Source organism: Thalassospira australica (genome assembly GCF_000763295.1).
Lineage (GTDB): Bacteria > Pseudomonadota > Alphaproteobacteria > Rhodospirillales > Thalassospiraceae > Thalassospira > Thalassospira australica.
On sequence record NZ_JRJE01000032.1, the window covers coordinates 617,902 to 635,835 of the forward strand.

Genomic DNA, 17,934 nt, shown 5'->3' on the forward strand with positions numbered 1-17,934 from the left:
CAGGTAACATTTCTAAACGTCGTAAAGAGGGTGCAATATGCACCCTCTTTCTTGTTCAAGCGGACCCATCAGGGCTGATCTATGAAAATACCGACGTGGAAGCACGTTATGCATTTAAGGCGGGAATTGGCCTAAGCATTTGAAGCAGTGAAGTTTCCTGTCATGCTCCTGCCATTGTTTAATGATGGAATACGAATATTGTGGTAGGGTTTTCTTGAAAAATACCGACCGGTTCGTATATCTGTTAGGGGGGTCTTGGCCCCGGATACATAAAACAATAGGCTAAAAACCATGAGGAACGCCGTCGAAACCCGGATCAAGCTGCTTGAAACTGCCATCGAATTGTTGGCAACCCGCAGCTACCACGATGTTGGGGTCAGTGATGTCTGCAAACATGCGGGTGTTACCAAGGGGGCGTTCTATCATCATTTTGACAGCAAAGCCGCGCTTTTTGCCGCATCCGCCCGCCATCACTGGGAAAAGGGCAAGGACGAACTTCGCGCTGTGTTTTCCCCTGAAGTTGCCCCGATTGAGCAGCTCAATCGCTATATCGACATGGTTTGCGACAAACAGGAAAAATATGTTGTTCCTGGTGAAAGCGAAGTCTGTGTATGTCCGATCTTTACGGCTGGCGGGCAAGTGGGCCCGGAAGATGTCGAGATTAAGGATTGTTCGCGTGAGCTGGCCGAAGAGCAAATCAAATATCTGGCAAGCATGGTACGCGGCCTGAAGGGCGAAGGCATGCTAAGCCAAGATGGTGACGTTACCACGCTGGCACGGATGATTTTCCAGTATGTCCATGGTCTGTTGACCTACGGCAAGGTTTTCAATGATCTTGATACTGTTCGGTCTGACCTTCGCGAAGGCATCTGTCGAATCCTGAATTTACAATGCAAATTCAGGGATTTAAGCGCTTCGGACGCAGCCTGAATATAATCTTCACACAAATTTAAATTCACGAAATAGCCACTTTTTTATCTTTTTGCGCTTGCATACATACCGATCGGTATGCATCTTTATAGCCAAATAGTCCGCCAAGTGCGGTTCACATATTTGGAAGATGGAACGATGCAGTCTCGATCAAAACGCAAAATATTGCTGCCTGCAGCCGTGATGGCGCTGGCAGTCGCCGCCGGGGGATATGGTCTGCATATCACGGATACTGCCGCCGATGAGGTCGCAGTTCAGGCCGCACCCATGGCAACACCGGTTGCCGTATCAGGCGTAAGCAGCCAATCCGTGCGCCTCTGGAGCAACTTTTCAGGCCGACTGAGCGCGGTTGAAGACGTACAATTGCGTCCACAAGTCAGTGGCGCAATTGTCGAAATCCTCTTTGAAGACGGTCAGTTGGTATCAAAGGGGGATATCCTTGCGGTGATTGATCCGCGCAGCTATCAGGCCGCAGTGGACGAAGCCCGTGCCGAACTTGCCGTTGCCCGACAGAACCTGTCGCTGGCATCCAAGGAAAAGGAACGCGCTGAAAAGCTTGTGCAAAACGGCACCGTATCCAAACGCGTGTATGATGAACGTCTTAGCACGTATCAGATTGCCCAAAGTCAGGTCAGCCGCGCCAACGCCCAGCTTGAACTTGCTGAAATCGAACTTGACCACGCCTATGTCAAAGCCCCGATTGACGGTCGCGTCAGCCGTGTTGAACTGACGGTGGGAAATCAGGTCAATGCCGGGGCAAATGCGCCGGTCCTGACCACGATTGTCTCAACGGGCAAAATCTATGCGGATTTTGACCTTGATGAACAAACCTTCTTCGCCAGCCTTGGTGACAGCGGCAAGATCGACAGTGCGGCCAAAACCATCCCGGTCAATATGACGCTGTCGAATGGGCAGCAGGTCTCAGGCCATGTCCATAGTTTTGACAACCGGATTGATGCCCGCACCGGAACCATCCGCACGCGTGCCCTGTTTGATAATCTTGAAGGCACGCTTTTGCCCGGCACCTATGCCAGTCTCCAGGTCGGGACCCTTGGCAAGGAAGAGGTCATCATGATCTCGCCCGAAGCCATCAGCACCGATCAGGACCGCAAGTTTGTTTATGTCGTTCAGCCCGACAACACCGTTGCCTATCGTCAGGTGACGCTGGGGGGCGAAAACAACGGCATGCGGATTGTCACATCCGGTCTTGAGGTCGGTGACCTTGTCATTGTCAACGGCATCATGAAGGTTCGTCCCGGTATGCCTGTTGCCCCTGAAATTCTGCAAGCCTCGGCATCCTGAAAAGGCTGCCTGACTGTGCATAGAAGCAAGGCTTAAAATCATGCAGAACCTGTCCCGGTTTTTTGTGGATCGCCCGATTTTTGCTGGCGTCCTGTCCGTTCTTATTCTCATGGCCGGATTGATCGCCATGTGGCGCTTGCCGATTTCTGAATATCCGGAAGTCGTGCCGCCCACGGTTGTTGTCGAGGCCAAATTCCCTGGCGCAAACCCGGCGGAAATTGCCGAAACGGTTGCCTCCCCGCTTGAAGAGCAAATCAACGGGGTCGAGGGGATGCTTTATATCAACTCGCTTGCGACCACCGATGGCACCTTGTCCCTGACCGTGACATTTGAAATCGGCACCGACCCGGATTTGGCCCAACAAAAAGTCCAAAACCGTGTGTCGCAGGCTGAACCGCGCCTGCCTGATGTCGTGCGTCAGCTTGGCGTGACCGTGTCAAAACAATCACCGGATCTGACGATGGTGGTGCATCTGCGGTCACCCAATGAACGCTATGACATGCTTTACTTGCGCAACTACGCGACGCTCAATGTGCGTGACCGCCTGGCCCGTGTTGCCGGTGTCGGCCAGGTCGGGCTGTTTGGGTCGGGTGACTATGCGATGCGCGTCTGGTTGAACCCGGACAAGGTTGCCGAACGTAACCTGACTGCGGGTGAAGTGGTTTCGGCTATCCAAAGTCAAAACGTGCAGGTGGCGGCAGGCATCATTGGGGGTGCGCCCTATGACAGCGGTGTGCAGTTCCAGTTGCCAATCAATATAAGCGGCCGTCTGGAAACCCGTGAAGAGTTCGAAAGTATCATTATCAAGCGCGGCGAAGACGGCACGATTACGCGTCTGGGCGACGTTGCGCGCATCGAACTGGAAGCACAGCAGTATGCCCTGCGCTCCTTGCTTGATAATAAACCTGCCGTGGCCATTCCGATCTTTGCATCGCCCGGTTCGAACGCGCTTGATATTTCAAGCAATGTCCGTGCGGCAATGGAAGAACTCAAACAGAACTTCCCCGAAGACCTTGATTACAGCATCGTCTATGACCCGACCGTCTTTGTGCGCGGTTCGATCAAGTCGGTGATCATGACCCTGCTTGAGGCAATCGCCCTTGTGGTGGTCGTGGTAACGATCTTCCTTCAGACGTGGCGCGCATCAATCATTCCCCTGCTGGCGGTTCCGGTGTCGATCATTGGTACCTTTGCGTTGATGCTGGTGATGGGGTTCTCGATTAATGTGCTGTCGTTGTTCGGACTGATCCTGGCAATCGGGATCGTGGTGGATGACGCCATCGTTGTTGTTGAAAACGTTGAACGCAACATCGAGCGCGGCCTGTCACCACGTGACGCCACGGTTGCGGCCATGCGCGAAGTCACCGGACCGATCATTGCGACCTCGCTTGTGATTACCGGTGTGTTTGTGCCGATTGCCTTTATCAGTGGCCTGACCGGTCAGTTTTATCAGCAGTTCGCCCTGACCATCGCGATTGCGACGATCATCTCGACGATCAATTCCCTGACCTTGAGCCCGGCGTTGTCAGCCTTGCTGTTGCGCAGCCACGATGCGCCAAAAGACTGGCTGACACGGGGCATGGATTTTGTCTTTGGCTGGTTGTTCCGGGGGTTCAACCGGTTCTTTAACCGCAGCACCGAACTTTATGCAGGCGGGGTCAAGCGCCTGCTGGGGGTGAAGGCGATCATGATGGTTCTTTATGCCGGGTTGCTGGTGCTTACCTGGCAGGGCTTTCAGATTCTTCCCAATGGGTTTGTCCCGCTTCAGGACAAACAATATCTCGTCAGTTTTGCACAGCTTCCACAAGGCGCAACACTGGATCGAACAGAAGATGTCATTCGTGAAATGTCTGATATCGCCCTTAAGGAACCCGGCGTTGAAAGTGCAGTTGCCTTCCCGGGCTTGTCGATCAATGGTTTTGTAAACAGTTCAAGCGCGGGCATTGTGTTTGTCACACTGACCGACTTTGACGAGCGCACAAGCGATGATCTGTCGGGGCTGGCGATTGCCGGCAAACTGCAACAGAAGTTTGCCGGAATTGACGAGGCCTTCGTTGCCATCTTCCCCGCACCACCGGTGCAGGGTCTTGGCACGGTTGGCGGGTTCAAGCTCCAGGTTCAGGATCGATCCGATCAGGGCTACCGTGCCCTTGATGATGCGATGAAGCAGGTTCTTGCCAAGGCATGGGCTGCGCCAGAACTGACCGGTGTGTTTTCAAGCTACAACATCAATGTGCCGCAACTTCAGGCATCGCTTGATCGCACGAAAGTGCAGCAGCTTGGTATTCCGGTCGACGAGATTTTCCAAACCATGCAGGTTTATCTCGGGTCGATGTATGTCAATGATTTCAATGCGTTTGGCCGTACCTATCAGGTGATCGCGCAGGCTGACAAACCATATCGATCAAGCCCGGAAGATATCTTGCGTCTGCAAACCCGCAATTCGGATGGCGATATGGTGCCACTTGGCAGTGTCTTGTCGGTGTCCGAGACATTCGGGCCGGACACGGCCATGCGCTACAACGCGTATCGCTCGGCTGATCTGAATGGCAATGCGGCACCGGGCTATTCCAGTGGTGAAGCAGAAGCCGCGATCATGAAGATACTCGATGAAACGTTGCCGCCGGGGATGTCCTATGAATGGACGGAACTGACCTATCAGCAGATTCTGGCGGGAAATACGGCAATCTATATCTTCCCGATTTGTATTCTTCTGGTGTTCCTGGTTCTGGCCGCCCAATACGAAAGCCTGACCATGCCATTGGCGGTTATCCTGATCGTTCCCATGAGCATCCTGTCAGCTGTCTTTGGGGTCTATCTGTTCGGGGGTGACAACAACATCTTCACCCAGATCAGCCTGTTCGTGCTGGCCGGACTGGCATCAAAGAACGCGATCCTGATTGTCGAATTCGCCCGCGAACTTGAACATCAGGGCCGCAGCACCGTTCAGGCCGCGATTGAAGCCAGTCGACTTCGTTTGCGTCCGATTCTGATGACTTCCCTGGCCTTCATCATGGGCGTCGTCCCGCTGGTTCTGTCCAGTGGTGCCGGTGCCGAGATGCGCCACGCGATCGGTATTGCCGTGTTCTCGGGCATGCTGGGTGTGACGATATTTGGCCTGATCCTGACCCCGGTCTTTTATGTTCTTGTACGCATGATGGGCCGGCGCAGCGAGGTTCGTGATCTTGAAGGGGCTGACCTGGATCAGTCTGTGCAGTAATCGATCTCGTTGCATAAACAGCCGGACCGTCTTTTTCCCCCGACCCCGCCGGTCCGGTTGTTTCTTTTGTTGTTGAACGGGGCTGTCAGAAAGACAGCCCCGTTTGGCTTTTCCAAAAGTGAGCCAAATCTCAGTTTGGTTTGCCAAGACTTGCCATGACATTCCCGATAACTATCTTTTGCCGAGTTGATTGTCACAAGGGCAAGCGAAGATGAATTACATACGTACCGGATTGTTGCTGGCTGGGTTGACTGCGCTGTTTGGCGCGGTCGGCATGATGATTGGTGGCCAGCAGGGCATGATCATTGCGTTGCTGTTTGCTGCCGCAATGAATGTGTTCGCCTATTGGAATTCCGATGCGATGTTGCTTCGGATGCGAAGTGCGCGTCAGGTCGACGATAAAACTGCACCTGAACTGGTTGCGATGGTGCGGGGGTTGGCGCGCAATGCCGATCTGCCGATGCCAAAGGTTTACGTGATCGAAAACCCGCAACCAAACGCATTTGCCACCGGGCGAAATCCCGAAAACGCGGCCGTCGCGGCAACCACGGGTCTGCTCAAGCTCTTGGACCGCAACGAAATCGCGGGCGTCATGGCCCATGAACTGGCGCATGTGAAAAACCGTGACACTCTGACCATGACGATCACCGCCACCATTGCCGGTGCGATTTCAGCATTGGCAAACTTTGCCATGTTTGCCGGTATGTTTGGCGGTGGGCGCAGTGACAACAACAATCCATTGGGCGGGATCGGCATGATCCTGATTGCCATTCTGGCTCCAATGGGGGCGATGATTGTGCAAATGGCGATTTCGCGCACCCGTGAATATGAAGCCGACAAGATCGGCGCTGAAATCTGCGGACATCCAATGTGGCTGGCAAGTGCGCTTAACAAACTCGACAAGGGTGTTCATGCGGTGCCGAACATGGATGCGGAACGCAATCCGGCAATGGCGCATATGTACATTGCCAACCCGTTGTCGGGCAAAGGGGTGGATAGCCTGTTTTCAACCCATCCCAACATGGCCAACCGCATTGCCCGTCTGCAGGCAATGACCCGTCAGCCCGCCGCGACCATGCAAAGAACGCAGGTTTCAAAAGACAAACCATCGTCTGGGCCATGGGCGCGAAAGCCCGGCAGATCTTCTGCCGCCAAACCGGTATCTCCCCGACATCGCAAACGCCCCTGGAACTGATCAAAAGAGCATTTCTGATGATCGGAATGAAAAATATTACCAATTGAGGCTGAGTCACCTATCCTTCGGTATGAGGTAAAAGCCAATGCTCAGCATTGACCCGCCGGGATCACCGGACGAAAATGAAGCCATAAAATTCTTCAACCCCTGATGCATGGGCATAATGGCCCTGGGGTGGATAAGGACAAGAATGGCAGGCTTTTGGTCGATGCTTGGCCTTGTGTTCAAATCCTTGATCACGGGCACAGATACGAATGACGAGACGCAGGAAGATGGTGCTGTTGGGCTGGTAACCAACGACGCCATCTGTCGGTATGCCATTGCGCGTTTTCTGCCTGATGATGCGTCTGCCCCGGGCGGTGTTCAGGCCGCAGATGATATCGGCGACCGTGTTGCAAGTGCCGTGGCATCTGTTCCCGAAAGTTCAGGCATTCGTGTTAACCAGTTCTTCAAGCCAAACCCGGATGCAGTTGATCCCTTTCAGGCGATCCGCGAAGCCCAGCTTGGCGTGCTCAATTTAGGCCATCGCAAGGATGTGGAAGTTGTCTTTTGGGGGCATCAGGATCCCGCCAGTGGGCAGCTTGACCTTCATATGGTCAGTGATGCCCTGACATCATCGTTGTACGATTTGATGTTGGCCCAGACCTATCGTTTTATTCAGCCAAACCACCCAGACTTTGCCGAAGCCATGCGTGTGCTGCTGACTTCTCAGTTGGTTCTGAATTCTATTGGCGGTGAACAGCGAGGCTTGCAAATCGCGCGCTTGTCTGCGGTGCTTGAAGATTTGCAAGACCGTATTCTTGGTGGCGAGACTTTCGCGGCTGCCGGGCCGGGGGCTGCTTTTGCCTATGCTTTTGGGGCGTTCATCCTGTCGGAAACTGGTGACCGTGCATATTGTGCCAGTGCATTGCGTGTGCTGGAGCCACATATCCGCAAAATCCTTGTCGATATTGCCGACAAGCCGGCTGTCGCTGCCAAGACTGCTGCGCCCAAAAGCCTGATAGGCGAATCGCTGAAAAACGATAACAACAACAGCAACGGCCAAAGCAACAGCGACCCAGAGGAAATCAAAACAGAACAACTGTTTGGGCAGATCAGTGACTGCTCCAAACTTGATGCGAAAATGACCGCTGCCCTGGCGCTATATGGTGCACTGGTGAACTGGTCACTTGTTGCCAATCTCAAAACCCGATCGGCGAGCCTGGCGGTTGCCACTTGGCGGTTGCTTGAAAGACGGGTTGAACTGTCGTTGGGCTCGCCTGCGGATCGCGCGTTATCGATCTGCAAATTGGGTGAAGCCCTGATACTGATGGGCAAGGACAAGGAAAACGCCAAAATTGTTGAAAAGGGGGCGGCACAGTATCGACGTGCACTGGGGATTGTGAATGCACGTGCCCATCCGCCGCTTTATGCGATTACGGCATATGGCCTTGCCGATGCGATTGTGTCTTCTGCCATCATCCGCGATGTCACCATTCCCGATACACAGGTTGTGCCGGTTTTTCAGGCCGCGCTTAAGGTTTGTACCCGGCGTGACCATCCTTATATCTGGGGGCGGATCATGTTTGCCCTGGCGACGGTCTATCTGACCAATGGTAATCTGGACAAGGATGTCGAAATGCTCACCAATGCAAGGATGGGCTATTCTCAGGCATATGATGCCTTTATCGAAGCCGGTGCCAAGGGGGCTGCACGTGCGGCATCTGGCGGCCATACCCGATCAGAAAACTTCTTGTCGCAGCTTGGCCATCGCAAAAGTGTGATGGATGCGACCGGCGGGGACGGTGACGCCGACAAGGACGCTGCCAAGGCCAGTGCTTCTTGATGTTGTGCGCCGGTCAAAGGCGCAACCAATCACGTGAACGCCAAAAAGAAACCCCCGCAAGCAGAAGCTTGCGGGGGTTTTGACTGTCTATGCCAGATGACTTCTATTCGCGGTTACCGAAGAAGTGCAGCAGCATGATGAACAGGTTCACGAAGTCAAGATACAGACGCAGCGCACCGAACAGGGCTTTTTTGCCTGCGGTGGTTGCATCATCGTGCTCGTGATATTCTTCTTTGATGCGCTGGGTATCATAGGCGGTGAGGCCCGTGAAGATCAGCACGCCCGCAGCCGAGATGATGAACTGCAACATGGTGCTCGCAAGGAAGATATTTACAACCATTGCGATGACGATGCCGATAAGGCCCATGAACAGGAAGCTACCCCAGCCCGACAGGTCTTTCTTGGTGGTGTAGCCAAACAGGCTCATCGCACCAAAGGTACCTGCGGTGATGAAGAAGGTACGTGCAATCGACTCACCGGTATAGACCAGGAAGATCGACGCAAGGGACAGACCCATCAGTCCGGCGTATACCCAGAATGTCGCCTGTGCGGCACCAAAGGACATCTTGTGGATGCGTGCGCTCAGGAAGAAGACAAGCCCGATCGGGGCCAGCATGACAATCCAGTGCAGTCCGGTGCCAAAAATAGCCTGCATCAGGGTCGGGCTGGTCGACACAGCCATCGCCACGATACCGGTCAGGGCAAGTGCGGATGCCATGTAGTTATAGACACGCAGCATATAGGCGCGGAGACCTTCATCGATCTCGGCCGCCGACCGGCCAACCGAGACGTCATAGCCGCGTTGACGCGTTTCAAAAGCCATTGAAATCCCTCTTTGATCCAATTGTGAGCAGAACATAGATATACAATTCTGCGATGGTCAAAATATGGCAGAATTTCCGTGAAAAGCAACGGTCTGACAGATTGTCCTATAATCTGCTGCCATCAGGTGTGATCCTGTTCACGTCATATTTGGGCGATGTCGGGTGTGATATGACGTTATCGTGACATCGGAGGTCCGCGACAGGTCTGTCAAACCGGTTTATCATTGACCACCAAGATTAACAGACACTGCGTCTTCCAATTTCGTCCACAGGCCCGCCCGAATGGTAACAGCCAGCAAACCATCCGATTGTCGCAAATACGCACGGTTCATCAACCGGGGGCGCTATCGGCGTTTGATGGTGTTTTATGCTGCAACTTTTTTGAGTGCGGGCATGGTGTTTGGCTGGGGCAGCAATGATGTCGCAGCCCAAAATGCTGATTTGCGTGCTGCATCAGGCGTTGGGGACATTCCGGTTTTTACCGATACCTATCAGGGGGCAGAGTTCTGCGCTGACGGCAGCACGGATCAGCCCTGTGATCGTGTTCCTGTGGACGTGCCGGAATTTGATGCCAGTTTCGTCTATCGCTTTCTTGCCTATCACGCCCAGCGTCCTTTTGACCGGTTTTCGTGGCAGGCCTTTACCGCCCTTATGGCCCCGCTTGACGCGCCCGACCGGCAAGCTCTTTGGGAAAGTTTCCCGACCCGGCGTGATTTGTTTGCTGATCTGAATTACCCCAATCGGGTCTGTGCATCCGATTTGCCAGACGGGCATCTGTTGTTGGCAAGTTACCTGCAATCAACCGGTGATATCCTGATTGATCAGGCGGGCAATTTTGTTTTGTTTGAAACCCGGATCAACCCGGTGGCAGCAGACTATATTCGGGCCAACAATCTGCACATGCCAGCTGGCCGCGCGGCTTTTGCACACTCCGGTCAGGCCATCGAATTCCCGACCGGCCATGTGTTGGCGGGCGATAACAATGCTGACCCAAATTCCTCCAATCCAAAAGCGACAGGCGATGAAACCGCCACGATTCCCCGATCTGCGCCGGGCGTGATGGGGGCGCAGCTTCTTAAATTTGCCTGGCGGATCATGCCGGGGAATGATGCATCGGCGGTGAAAAACTACGTCACCCGACCGGCACGCATTTCGGTGGGGGCGGATCAAACATTGGATGGTCGCGCCAAATGCCTTGATGTTACCGTCGGGCTGGTGGGCTTGCATCTTGTGCAACGGGTTGCCAGTGGCAACGGCGATCGCTGGATTTGGTCAAGTTTTGAGCATGTCGATAATGTCCCGCTGGCGGCCAATGCGCGCCGCCCCAACAGCATCATTACCGATGACCCGTTCGAAAATGGCTGTCTTGCACCGGGCAAGCTTGATCGGAATTTTGCCTTTTATGGCGGGCAGTTGGCAGCCAATGCACCGGCCAATCAGTCGGTATCAGGGGATATGAAATGGGCTGATCACGCGCCATATGCGCGCTTGCCCACAGGCAAACCTGCGCGGTCCCCTGATATTGTCCGCTGCTGGCGGCTTTTTTCGGGAACAGCCGAAAGCAACTTTGTCTGGCAGGGCAAACTCGACGGGACGGTGTGGCAGAATTATATGCTGCTTGGGACTCAATGGATCGGCAATCCTGGCGGGGCACCGTTTGGCATTGGCGAGGTGCCCCGTTATCTGACCAACAGTGTGCTTGAAAGCTTCATGCAGGATCAATCCGATGCCACCTGTCTTGGGTGTCATGCCACGGCGACCTCAGATGCCGGGCAGCAGTCAAATTTCACTTTCCTGCTGGACCCGGCTTTATAAGGCAAATGTTTTGGGCAGGTGACATCCTGAGTGCGTTTTTCGCGATGTGTACTCTGACCTTCCAATTCGAACCGTTTGCCACTAGCATGCTGCGCAACATTTGCCGCATCTAAAAAGAAATAAAGAACAGCGGCGAATTCAGGGAGGAATCATGCTGGCCAGCCGTAGCGATTATGCGACGGTACGCTCAGACTTTGTCTGGGACATACCAACTTATTTTAATATTGGCGTCGATGTATGTGACAAATGGGCAGATGACCCGGATCGTCTTGCATTGATGCACCGCAGACGCAATGGGTCGCGTCGCGACTACACATTTTTACAGATCAAACGCCTGTCGAACCGTTTTGCCAATGTCATGCGCCGTCATGGTATTCGGCGCGGTGATCGGGTCGGGATTTTACTGCCGCAAAGCCCCGAAACCGCCATTTCCCATGTTGCGACCTATAAAATGGGCTGTATTGCGGTGCCGCTCTTTACGCTGTTTGGGGTGGATGCGCTGGAATATCGGCTGGGCAATTGCGCGGCCAAGGCGCTTGTGACCGATAAGGCCGGGGCGGCAAAGATTGCGGAAATTCGCGATCTGCTTCCGGCCCTTGAATATGTCTATGTCATTGATGGCGCGCCTGATAACTGCTTTGACTTCAAGGCGTTGTCGTCAGAGGCCAGTGACGAATTTGAACCGGTCAAGACGCGTGCCGATGAACCGGCGCTGATCATTTACACCTCCGGCACCACTGGACAGCCCAAAGGCGCGCTTCATGCGCACCGTGTGTTGTTGGGCCATTTGCCCGGTGTGGAGATGTCCCATGATTTCTTCCCCGAACAGGGCGACGTCATGTGGACGCCTGCCGACTGGGCGTGGATTGGCGGCCTTTTGGATGTGTTGCTGCCAGCGTGGCATCATGGTGTGCCGGTCGTTGCCCATCGGTTTGAAAAATTCACCCCCGAGGAGGCCTTTCGTCTGATGGCCGAATACGGGGTGCGCAATACCTTCCTGCCGCCAACCGCGCTAAAGATGATGCGGGCTTCGGGCGATAAGACAGCGCAAAAATTCAATTTTAAACTTCGTTCGATTGCAAGCGGTGGTGAGACGCTTGGCTCAGAACTTCTTGATTGGGGGCGTCAGGTGTTTGGCGTCACCATCAACGAGTTTTATGGCCAGACCGAATGCAACATGGTGGTCAGCTCCTGTCAGTCGATCATGAATCCAAAACCCGGCGTGATGGGCCGTCCGGTGCCCGGGCATGAGGTTGCGGTGATTGATTTGGGGGGCAATGTCCTGCCCGCAGGTGAAATGGGGCGTATTGCCGTGCGTGCGCCCGATCCGGTGATGTTCCTTGAATATTGGCGCAACCCGGATGCCACCCGTGACAAGTTTGTCGGTGAATGGCTTTTGACCGGTGATATGGGCTGTTTTGACGCGGATGGGTATATCCGCTTTGTCGGGCGCGATGATGATGTGATCAGTTCGGCGGGCTATCGCATTGGCCCCGGCGAAATCGAAGATTGCCTGATCGCTCATCCTGCTGTGCGTATGGCTGGTGTGATTGGCAAACCCGATGATCAGCGTGGACAGATCGTAAAGGCCTTTGTCGTTCTGGCCGATGATTTTGCCCAAAGTGCCGATCTTGAAGACGACATCAAGAATTTCGTCAAAACCCGTCTCGCAGCGCACGAATACCCCCGCGAGATTACCTTCCTCGATCAATTGCCGATGACAACCACTGGCAAGGTCGTTCGGCGGGCACTGCGTGATATTGCCTGACGTACCATTACGGAACAGATACCAATGAAAAACAGGGCCGACCCCATCTGGAGCCGGCCCTGTTTTGTTTCTTAATATCTGAAGCCCTGATCACTCGTTCCGCAGCATCGGTGCCGCCGGACTACGGAGCGCCTGCCACGTGCCAACGAAACCAGCGGCAAGTGTTGCAAACAGGCCAATGGCAATTGGCCCGATGATCGTCATCGGCAACAGTACCCAATTGGCCCCCATGATCAGGACCAATACTGACCAGGCGGCCAGTGACCCGACAAAGGCGGCAATGACCCCGGTCGAAAGCCCCAAAATCCCGTATTCCAGTGCATAGGCATACAGAATATTGGCCCGCGTCGCGCCAAGGGTTTTCAGAACCACGGCATCATAGATGCGCTTGCGCCGCCCCGCTGCCACGGCCCCGGCAAGAACAAGAACACCGGCAACAATGGCAATCATGCTGGTCGCATTAAGCGCCGTGCCGATCCCGGCCAGAATGGCATTGGCCGCTTCAAGTGCTTCGCGCACCCGAATGGCCGAGACATTCGGGAAGTCCAACCCGATCATGCGATCCACCGGTTCTTCCATTTCGCGTGGCATATGGGCGGTGGCGATCAGGCTATAGGGTGCCTTGTCGATCAGGCCCGGTGAAAACACCATCGCGAAATTCATCCTCAGGCTTTGCCATTCGATTTCGCGCCAGTTGGCGACCTCGGCGGTGATGTCGCGACCCAGAACATTGATGGTCAGGGTATCGCCCGGCTCAAGTTCAAAGGCCCGGCCGATATCGGCACTGATTGATACCAGCGGTTTGGACGCATCATTGTAATCAGCAGGCCACCATTCGCCGCGCACCAGTTTGGTTTCCGGTGGTGCGGTGGCCGCAAAGGTCAGGCCGCGATCCCCACGCAGGAACCATCGGTCATCGCCCGGTCCGACATCATTGGAGTCAACCCCGTCAACGGCGGTCACGCGACCGCGCAACATGGGTGTTTGTTCGATATCCGAAACGTTATCCTTTGCCAGGAGCTGTTCACGGAACGGGTCCATCTGGTCTGGCCGGATATCCAGAAAGAAGAAGGCCGGGGCAGAGTCCGGCAGATTTTCATTGATCTCGTTATCAAGGTTGCCCTCGATCCCGGAAATCGTCACCAGCAATGTCAAACCCAAACCAAGTGACAATGCCACCGGTACGGTGCTTGCCCCCGGACGGTGCAGGTTGGCCAGCGCAAGCCGCGAAAAGGCACTGCGCCCTGTGATCATTCGTTTCGATAAGGATACAATGCTTTTCCCGGCATAGGTGAAAATCACCACAGCCGCAGCAGACCCGCCAATAAAGCCAAGGGCAATCGCCTTGTCGGTCGCGGTTAGCACAGTCAAAACCAGCAACATCACAAGCGGAACGCCGATATAGGGCAGGTCGCGCTTGCGCACCGGGCTTCCGTTAAACAGGCCCGCACTGGCGCGGAAAAGGCGTGCTGCGGGAATTTCCCGTGCCCGCAACAGGGACGGCAAGGCAAAGACCAGTGTGGTCAAAATCCCAAAGCTGGTTGCAATGATCAGTGATGGCAATGCCGGGCCCAGCGTCACATCGATTGGCAGCCGCCCGGACAGGAGCGGTGCGATTATTGCCGGTGTTACAGCCCCGATCAAAAGCCCGATCCCAATCCCGATCAGCGCAAGAACAAGGATCTGCAGGAAGTAAATCCGCAAGACCAATCCATGTGATGCGCCAATGGATTTAAGGGTGGCAATAATGGATGTTTTGCTTTCGATATGGCTGCGCACGGCATTGGCAACCCCAATGCCGCCAACCAGAAGTGCCGAAAGCCCGACCAATGTCAGAAACAGCGTCAGGCGTTCAATAAACCGCTTCAGGCCCGGATTGGCATTGGCGGTATCACGAATGCGCCATCCCGCGTCTTCAAACTGATTTTCAAGGCGTTCACGAAACGCGGTCGGGGTTTCGTTGTCATTGATATCCAAAGCGTAATAATAACGGATCAGGCTGCCTGGCTGCACCAGCCCGGTCTCCATCAATCCGTCCATCGACATCATCAGGCGTGGGCCGAAATTGAAAAATCCAACCGCCTTGTCGGGCTCGGTCGCAATCACACCACGGATCTGAACATCAATGTCGCCAAGGGCAACCGTATCCCCAACAGTGATGTTAAGCCGCTCAAGCAAGCCGGCCTCGGTCACAGCCCCCCAAACGCCGTCCTTTTTATCAAGCGCGCCGTCAAAGGCGATACCATCGGCAAGCGCCATCTCGCCAAACAGCGGATAGACCTCATCAACAGCCTTAAGCTCCACCAAACGCCGTTGATCCGGGCCATAGGCCGTGGTGCGCATGGTGGCCAGTTCGGCAACCCGTTCGGTGTTGGCGCGCAACCAGTCGATCTGATCGGGGGTGGCTTCCTGATGGGTCAGGCGCAGCTCGACATCGCCACCCAAAAGCTTCCGCCCGTCACGTTCAAGTGCCGATAGAACGGATTCCGAAACGTTTCCGACTGCCGCAATCGCACCAACGCCAAGTGCCAGACAGGCCAGAAAAATACGAAAGCCCGACAGCCCGCCGCGCAACTCGCGCCGACAAACCCGCCAGGCAATGGACCAAAGGCGGTCCGCACCTTCTGAGGAAGGGACAGATGTGCTCATGATTGCGATTCCAGTTGCGAAACGATTTCACCATCGCGCAGCATCACCGTGCGGTCACACCGCTTGGCCAGTGCAGGATCATGGGTAATCAAAAGCAATGTGGACCCGCGCCGTTTGGTAAGATCAAACAGCAATTCAATAATCGTTTCACCTGTCGTGCCATCAAGGTTTCCGGTTGGCTCATCAGCCAGCAGAAGCTCGGGATCGGTTGCCAATGCACGGGCCAGTGCCACGCGCTGTTGCTCGCCACCGGACAGTTGGCCGGGGTGGTGATCGGTGCGATGCCCAAGTCCGACAAGTTCAAGTTCCGCGCGTGCCTTTTCGAAGGCGTCGCTGCGCCCGGCAAACTCCATCGGAAGTGCAACGTTTTCCAGTGCGCTCATGGTCGGGATCAGATGGAAGTCCTGAAACACGATGCCGACATGGTGACGGCGATACAATGCCAGCCCGTCTTCATCCAGGGCGCGCAGATCATTATCGCAGACCTTCACCACACCTTCCTGGGCTTGTTCCAGTCCGGCAATAACCATCAAAAGCGATGTTTTGCCGGATCCGGATGGTCCGACCAGTGATACCCGCTCGCCCGCGCCAATCGACAGATCAACCCCTTTTAGAATTTCAACAATCCCGGCCGGGCCCTGAAGCCGCAGTTTCAGGTTTTGCACATCAATTGTCTTTTTTGGCATTTCACCAGACGCGACGACATTTTGTTCCGGTATCGTCGTGGTTTCGGTCACACTCATTTCTGGTCCTATCGGGTTGTCTGTTGCAAGATCAACAAAGCAGGTTACATAGGTTTACGGGTCAGGACGTTTTTGGTTCAACCTTGGTGCGTAGGCCTTGGCCTCATGCATCTTATCGTTGGAATGCGCAGCCCAAGGGTAAACGGTTGTTAACCATTCGGGCAAGGATGCGGCATAATTATGGTGAGAGTTGTAATGAATTTGGCGTTTGGGCAAGGTCGTACTGTAATCAAGTTCACGCAAACACTGACAGCGCACCTGCGCACCCTGGCGCTCATTGCATTGACCGGCCTGACGATTGCCACCCTTGGCGGGGCAAAAAGCCATGCTCAAAGCGCAGACGAAACGCCGCAAACCCTTGTTTTGTTTGGTGATAGCCTGATGGCAGGATATGGCCTGTCTCATGAGGATGGCTTTGCACCCAAGCTCCAGGCCGCCTTAAAGGATGCCGGATACGACGTTCAGGTGGTCAACAGTTCTGTCTCGGGCGATACTACGGCGGCCGGGCTTGCACGCTTGGACTGGGCGCTTGTTGATAAACCCGATGCCGTCTTGCTGGAACTTGGTGCAAACGATGCCCTGCGCGGCATTGAACCATCGCAAACCCGTGAAAATCTGGCCCAGATCATCGAAAACCTGCGTGCCAAGGATGTAAAGGTCTTGTTGGCGGGCATGATGGCGCCGCCCAATATGGGCAAGACCTATGGCGCAGAGTTCAACAGCATCTACTCCGACCTGTCTGGCCGATACCAGATTGATTTATATCCGTTTTTCCTTGATGGCGTCGCAGCAGAACCCGATCTTAATCAGGATGACGGCATGCATCCCAATGCCGATGGGGTTGAGGTCATCGTCAAACGCATTCTGCCTGACGTGATCGATCTGCTGAACGGGGACGCTTCCTAGACCCCGAGTTTCGGCTTGCTCCTGAGGCTGCCCTAAATCCCTTAATGTCAGCATGGATGTTTGCGACGTGATCCGCGACATGCGGACATGCGCGCCAGCAGCACATGTCAAATTACCGGCATTTCACAGCTCCTTTTAAAAAACACCCCGTTCCCAATGGGTTACTTTGATCGTAGCCGGTCATAAAAATTCGCGAGAACGCTGATCCTTGCAAGTTCAGGCGCGGAATCATGCAATAAAACTGCATAAGTAGATAGAAAACATCAACAACCCGAAACGAATGCACCTCGTCAGTGTATAGCATCTGTTGCGATGCATTTGATGTCGAAGTATGGTATATATATCAATGATTTGAGTGGATTTTTCGGGCTATCCAGGAAGCCGGAAAATAGATGAAAAAAGCCCGGTTTTGGGTGAAAACACCGCAAATGATGTAAAATTAACACCTCATTTACTTTCGGTTATGTTCCGAATAATAACCGCGCTAACTGCATACGTGGTTTTTGATGACGTTGGTCCTCTGCCAGAGGATGGATTTTACTGCCACAGGGACCGGTGTGCAGCTGTCGCGTTAACCTATTTGGGTCATGGGGTGAAAAATAAATCGTTTAATATCAATAACTTGTCAAATTACGGTGCGGCCAATATCTTAACGATGCCTGTGGATAAAATTAAGGTGTTCGATGTTCTGAAAATGCTGTCTCATTGATCGGGTGTTTTGATTTATTGTTTTTTATCAATGAACTAGAGAGGGAAA

General features: G+C 54.2%; 12 protein-coding genes. 9 read left to right on the forward strand and 3 right to left on the reverse strand.

Annotation, left to right across the window (positions count from 1 at the left end; translation table 11 throughout):
* Nucleotides 1-291 precede the first annotated feature (291 nt).
* The 5 genes from JF44_RS0119000 to JF44_RS0119020 all read left to right on the forward strand — a co-directional run bounded on the left by JF44_RS0119000 (nt 292) and on the right by JF44_RS0119020 (nt 8,472).
* A complete protein-coding gene (locus JF44_RS0119000; RefSeq protein WP_033070461.1) occupies nt 292-930 on the forward strand; it encodes a TetR/AcrR family transcriptional regulator in 639 nt (212 codons plus the stop codon).
* 138 nt (nt 931-1,068) lie between these two features.
* Nucleotides 1,069-2,232 (forward strand): efflux RND transporter periplasmic adaptor subunit, encoded by a 1,164-nt coding sequence (locus JF44_RS0119005; RefSeq protein ID WP_052066052.1) that lies wholly within the window; start codon nt 1,069-1,071, stop codon nt 2,230-2,232.
* Between the two features lie 40 nt (nt 2,233-2,272).
* Nucleotides 2,273-5,452 carry an efflux RND transporter permease subunit gene (locus tag JF44_RS0119010; protein ID WP_033070462.1) on the forward strand — a complete coding sequence of 1,060 codons (3,180 nt, stop codon included), beginning with the start codon at nt 2,273-2,275 and terminating at the stop codon, nt 5,450-5,452.
* Nucleotides 5,453-5,663: 211 nt separating this feature from the next.
* The gene (gene htpX, locus JF44_RS0119015) at nt 5,664-6,647 is read left to right on the forward strand and encodes a zinc metalloprotease HtpX (protein WP_033070463.1); all 984 of its coding nucleotides are present in this window, start codon (nt 5,664-5,666) and stop codon (nt 6,645-6,647) included.
* A 190-nt stretch (nt 6,648-6,837) separates the two neighbouring features.
* Nucleotides 6,838-8,472, forward strand: a complete 1,635-nt coding sequence (locus JF44_RS0119020; RefSeq protein WP_033070464.1) for a hypothetical protein — start codon at nt 6,838-6,840, stop codon at nt 8,470-8,472.
* Between the two features lie 103 nt (nt 8,473-8,575).
* Here the strand turns inward: JF44_RS0119020 and JF44_RS0119025 are convergent, their stop codons facing one another.
* On the reverse strand, nt 8,576-9,295 hold the full coding sequence (locus JF44_RS0119025; protein ID WP_033070465.1) for a Bax inhibitor-1/YccA family protein: 720 nt from the start codon (nt 9,293-9,295) through the stop codon (nt 8,576-8,578).
* A gap of 283 nt (nt 9,296-9,578) precedes the next feature.
* Here JF44_RS0119025 and JF44_RS0119030 point away from each other — a divergent pair, with 283 nt between their 5' ends.
* Nucleotides 9,579-11,111, forward strand: a complete 1,533-nt coding sequence (locus JF44_RS0119030; RefSeq protein WP_238318508.1) for a hypothetical protein — start codon at nt 9,579-9,581, stop codon at nt 11,109-11,111.
* Between the two features lie 151 nt (nt 11,112-11,262).
* Complete coding sequence (locus JF44_RS0119035) at nt 11,263-12,879, forward strand: acyl-CoA synthetase (RefSeq protein WP_033070466.1); 1,617 nt, start codon at nt 11,263-11,265, stop codon at nt 12,877-12,879.
* 90 nt (nt 12,880-12,969) lie between these two features.
* Here JF44_RS0119035 and JF44_RS0119040 read toward each other — a convergent pair whose 3' ends face one another.
* Together JF44_RS0119040 and JF44_RS0119045 are read right to left on the reverse strand one after the other, a co-directional pair.
* Nucleotides 12,970-15,528, reverse strand: coding sequence for an ABC transporter permease (locus tag JF44_RS0119040; protein ID WP_033070467.1), 2,559 nt, complete (start codon nt 15,526-15,528; stop codon nt 12,970-12,972).
* Nucleotides 15,525-16,214, reverse strand: a complete 690-nt coding sequence (locus JF44_RS0119045) for an ABC transporter ATP-binding protein (protein WP_033070723.1) — start codon at nt 16,212-16,214, stop codon at nt 15,525-15,527. The genes JF44_RS0119040 and JF44_RS0119045 overlap by 4 nt, the downstream gene beginning before the upstream one ends.
* Nucleotides 16,215-16,466: 252 nt before the next feature.
* Between JF44_RS0119045 and JF44_RS0119050 the strand changes: the two genes are divergently transcribed.
* Entirely contained in the window at nt 16,467-17,177 is a 711-nt protein-coding gene (locus JF44_RS0119050) for an arylesterase (protein WP_033070468.1), read from the forward strand.
* A gap of 355 nt (nt 17,178-17,532) precedes the next feature.
* Complete coding sequence (locus JF44_RS0119055; protein WP_156111723.1) at nt 17,533-17,886, forward strand: hypothetical protein; 354 nt, start codon at nt 17,533-17,535, stop codon at nt 17,884-17,886.
* The last annotated feature ends 48 nt before the right edge of the window (nt 17,887-17,934 follow it).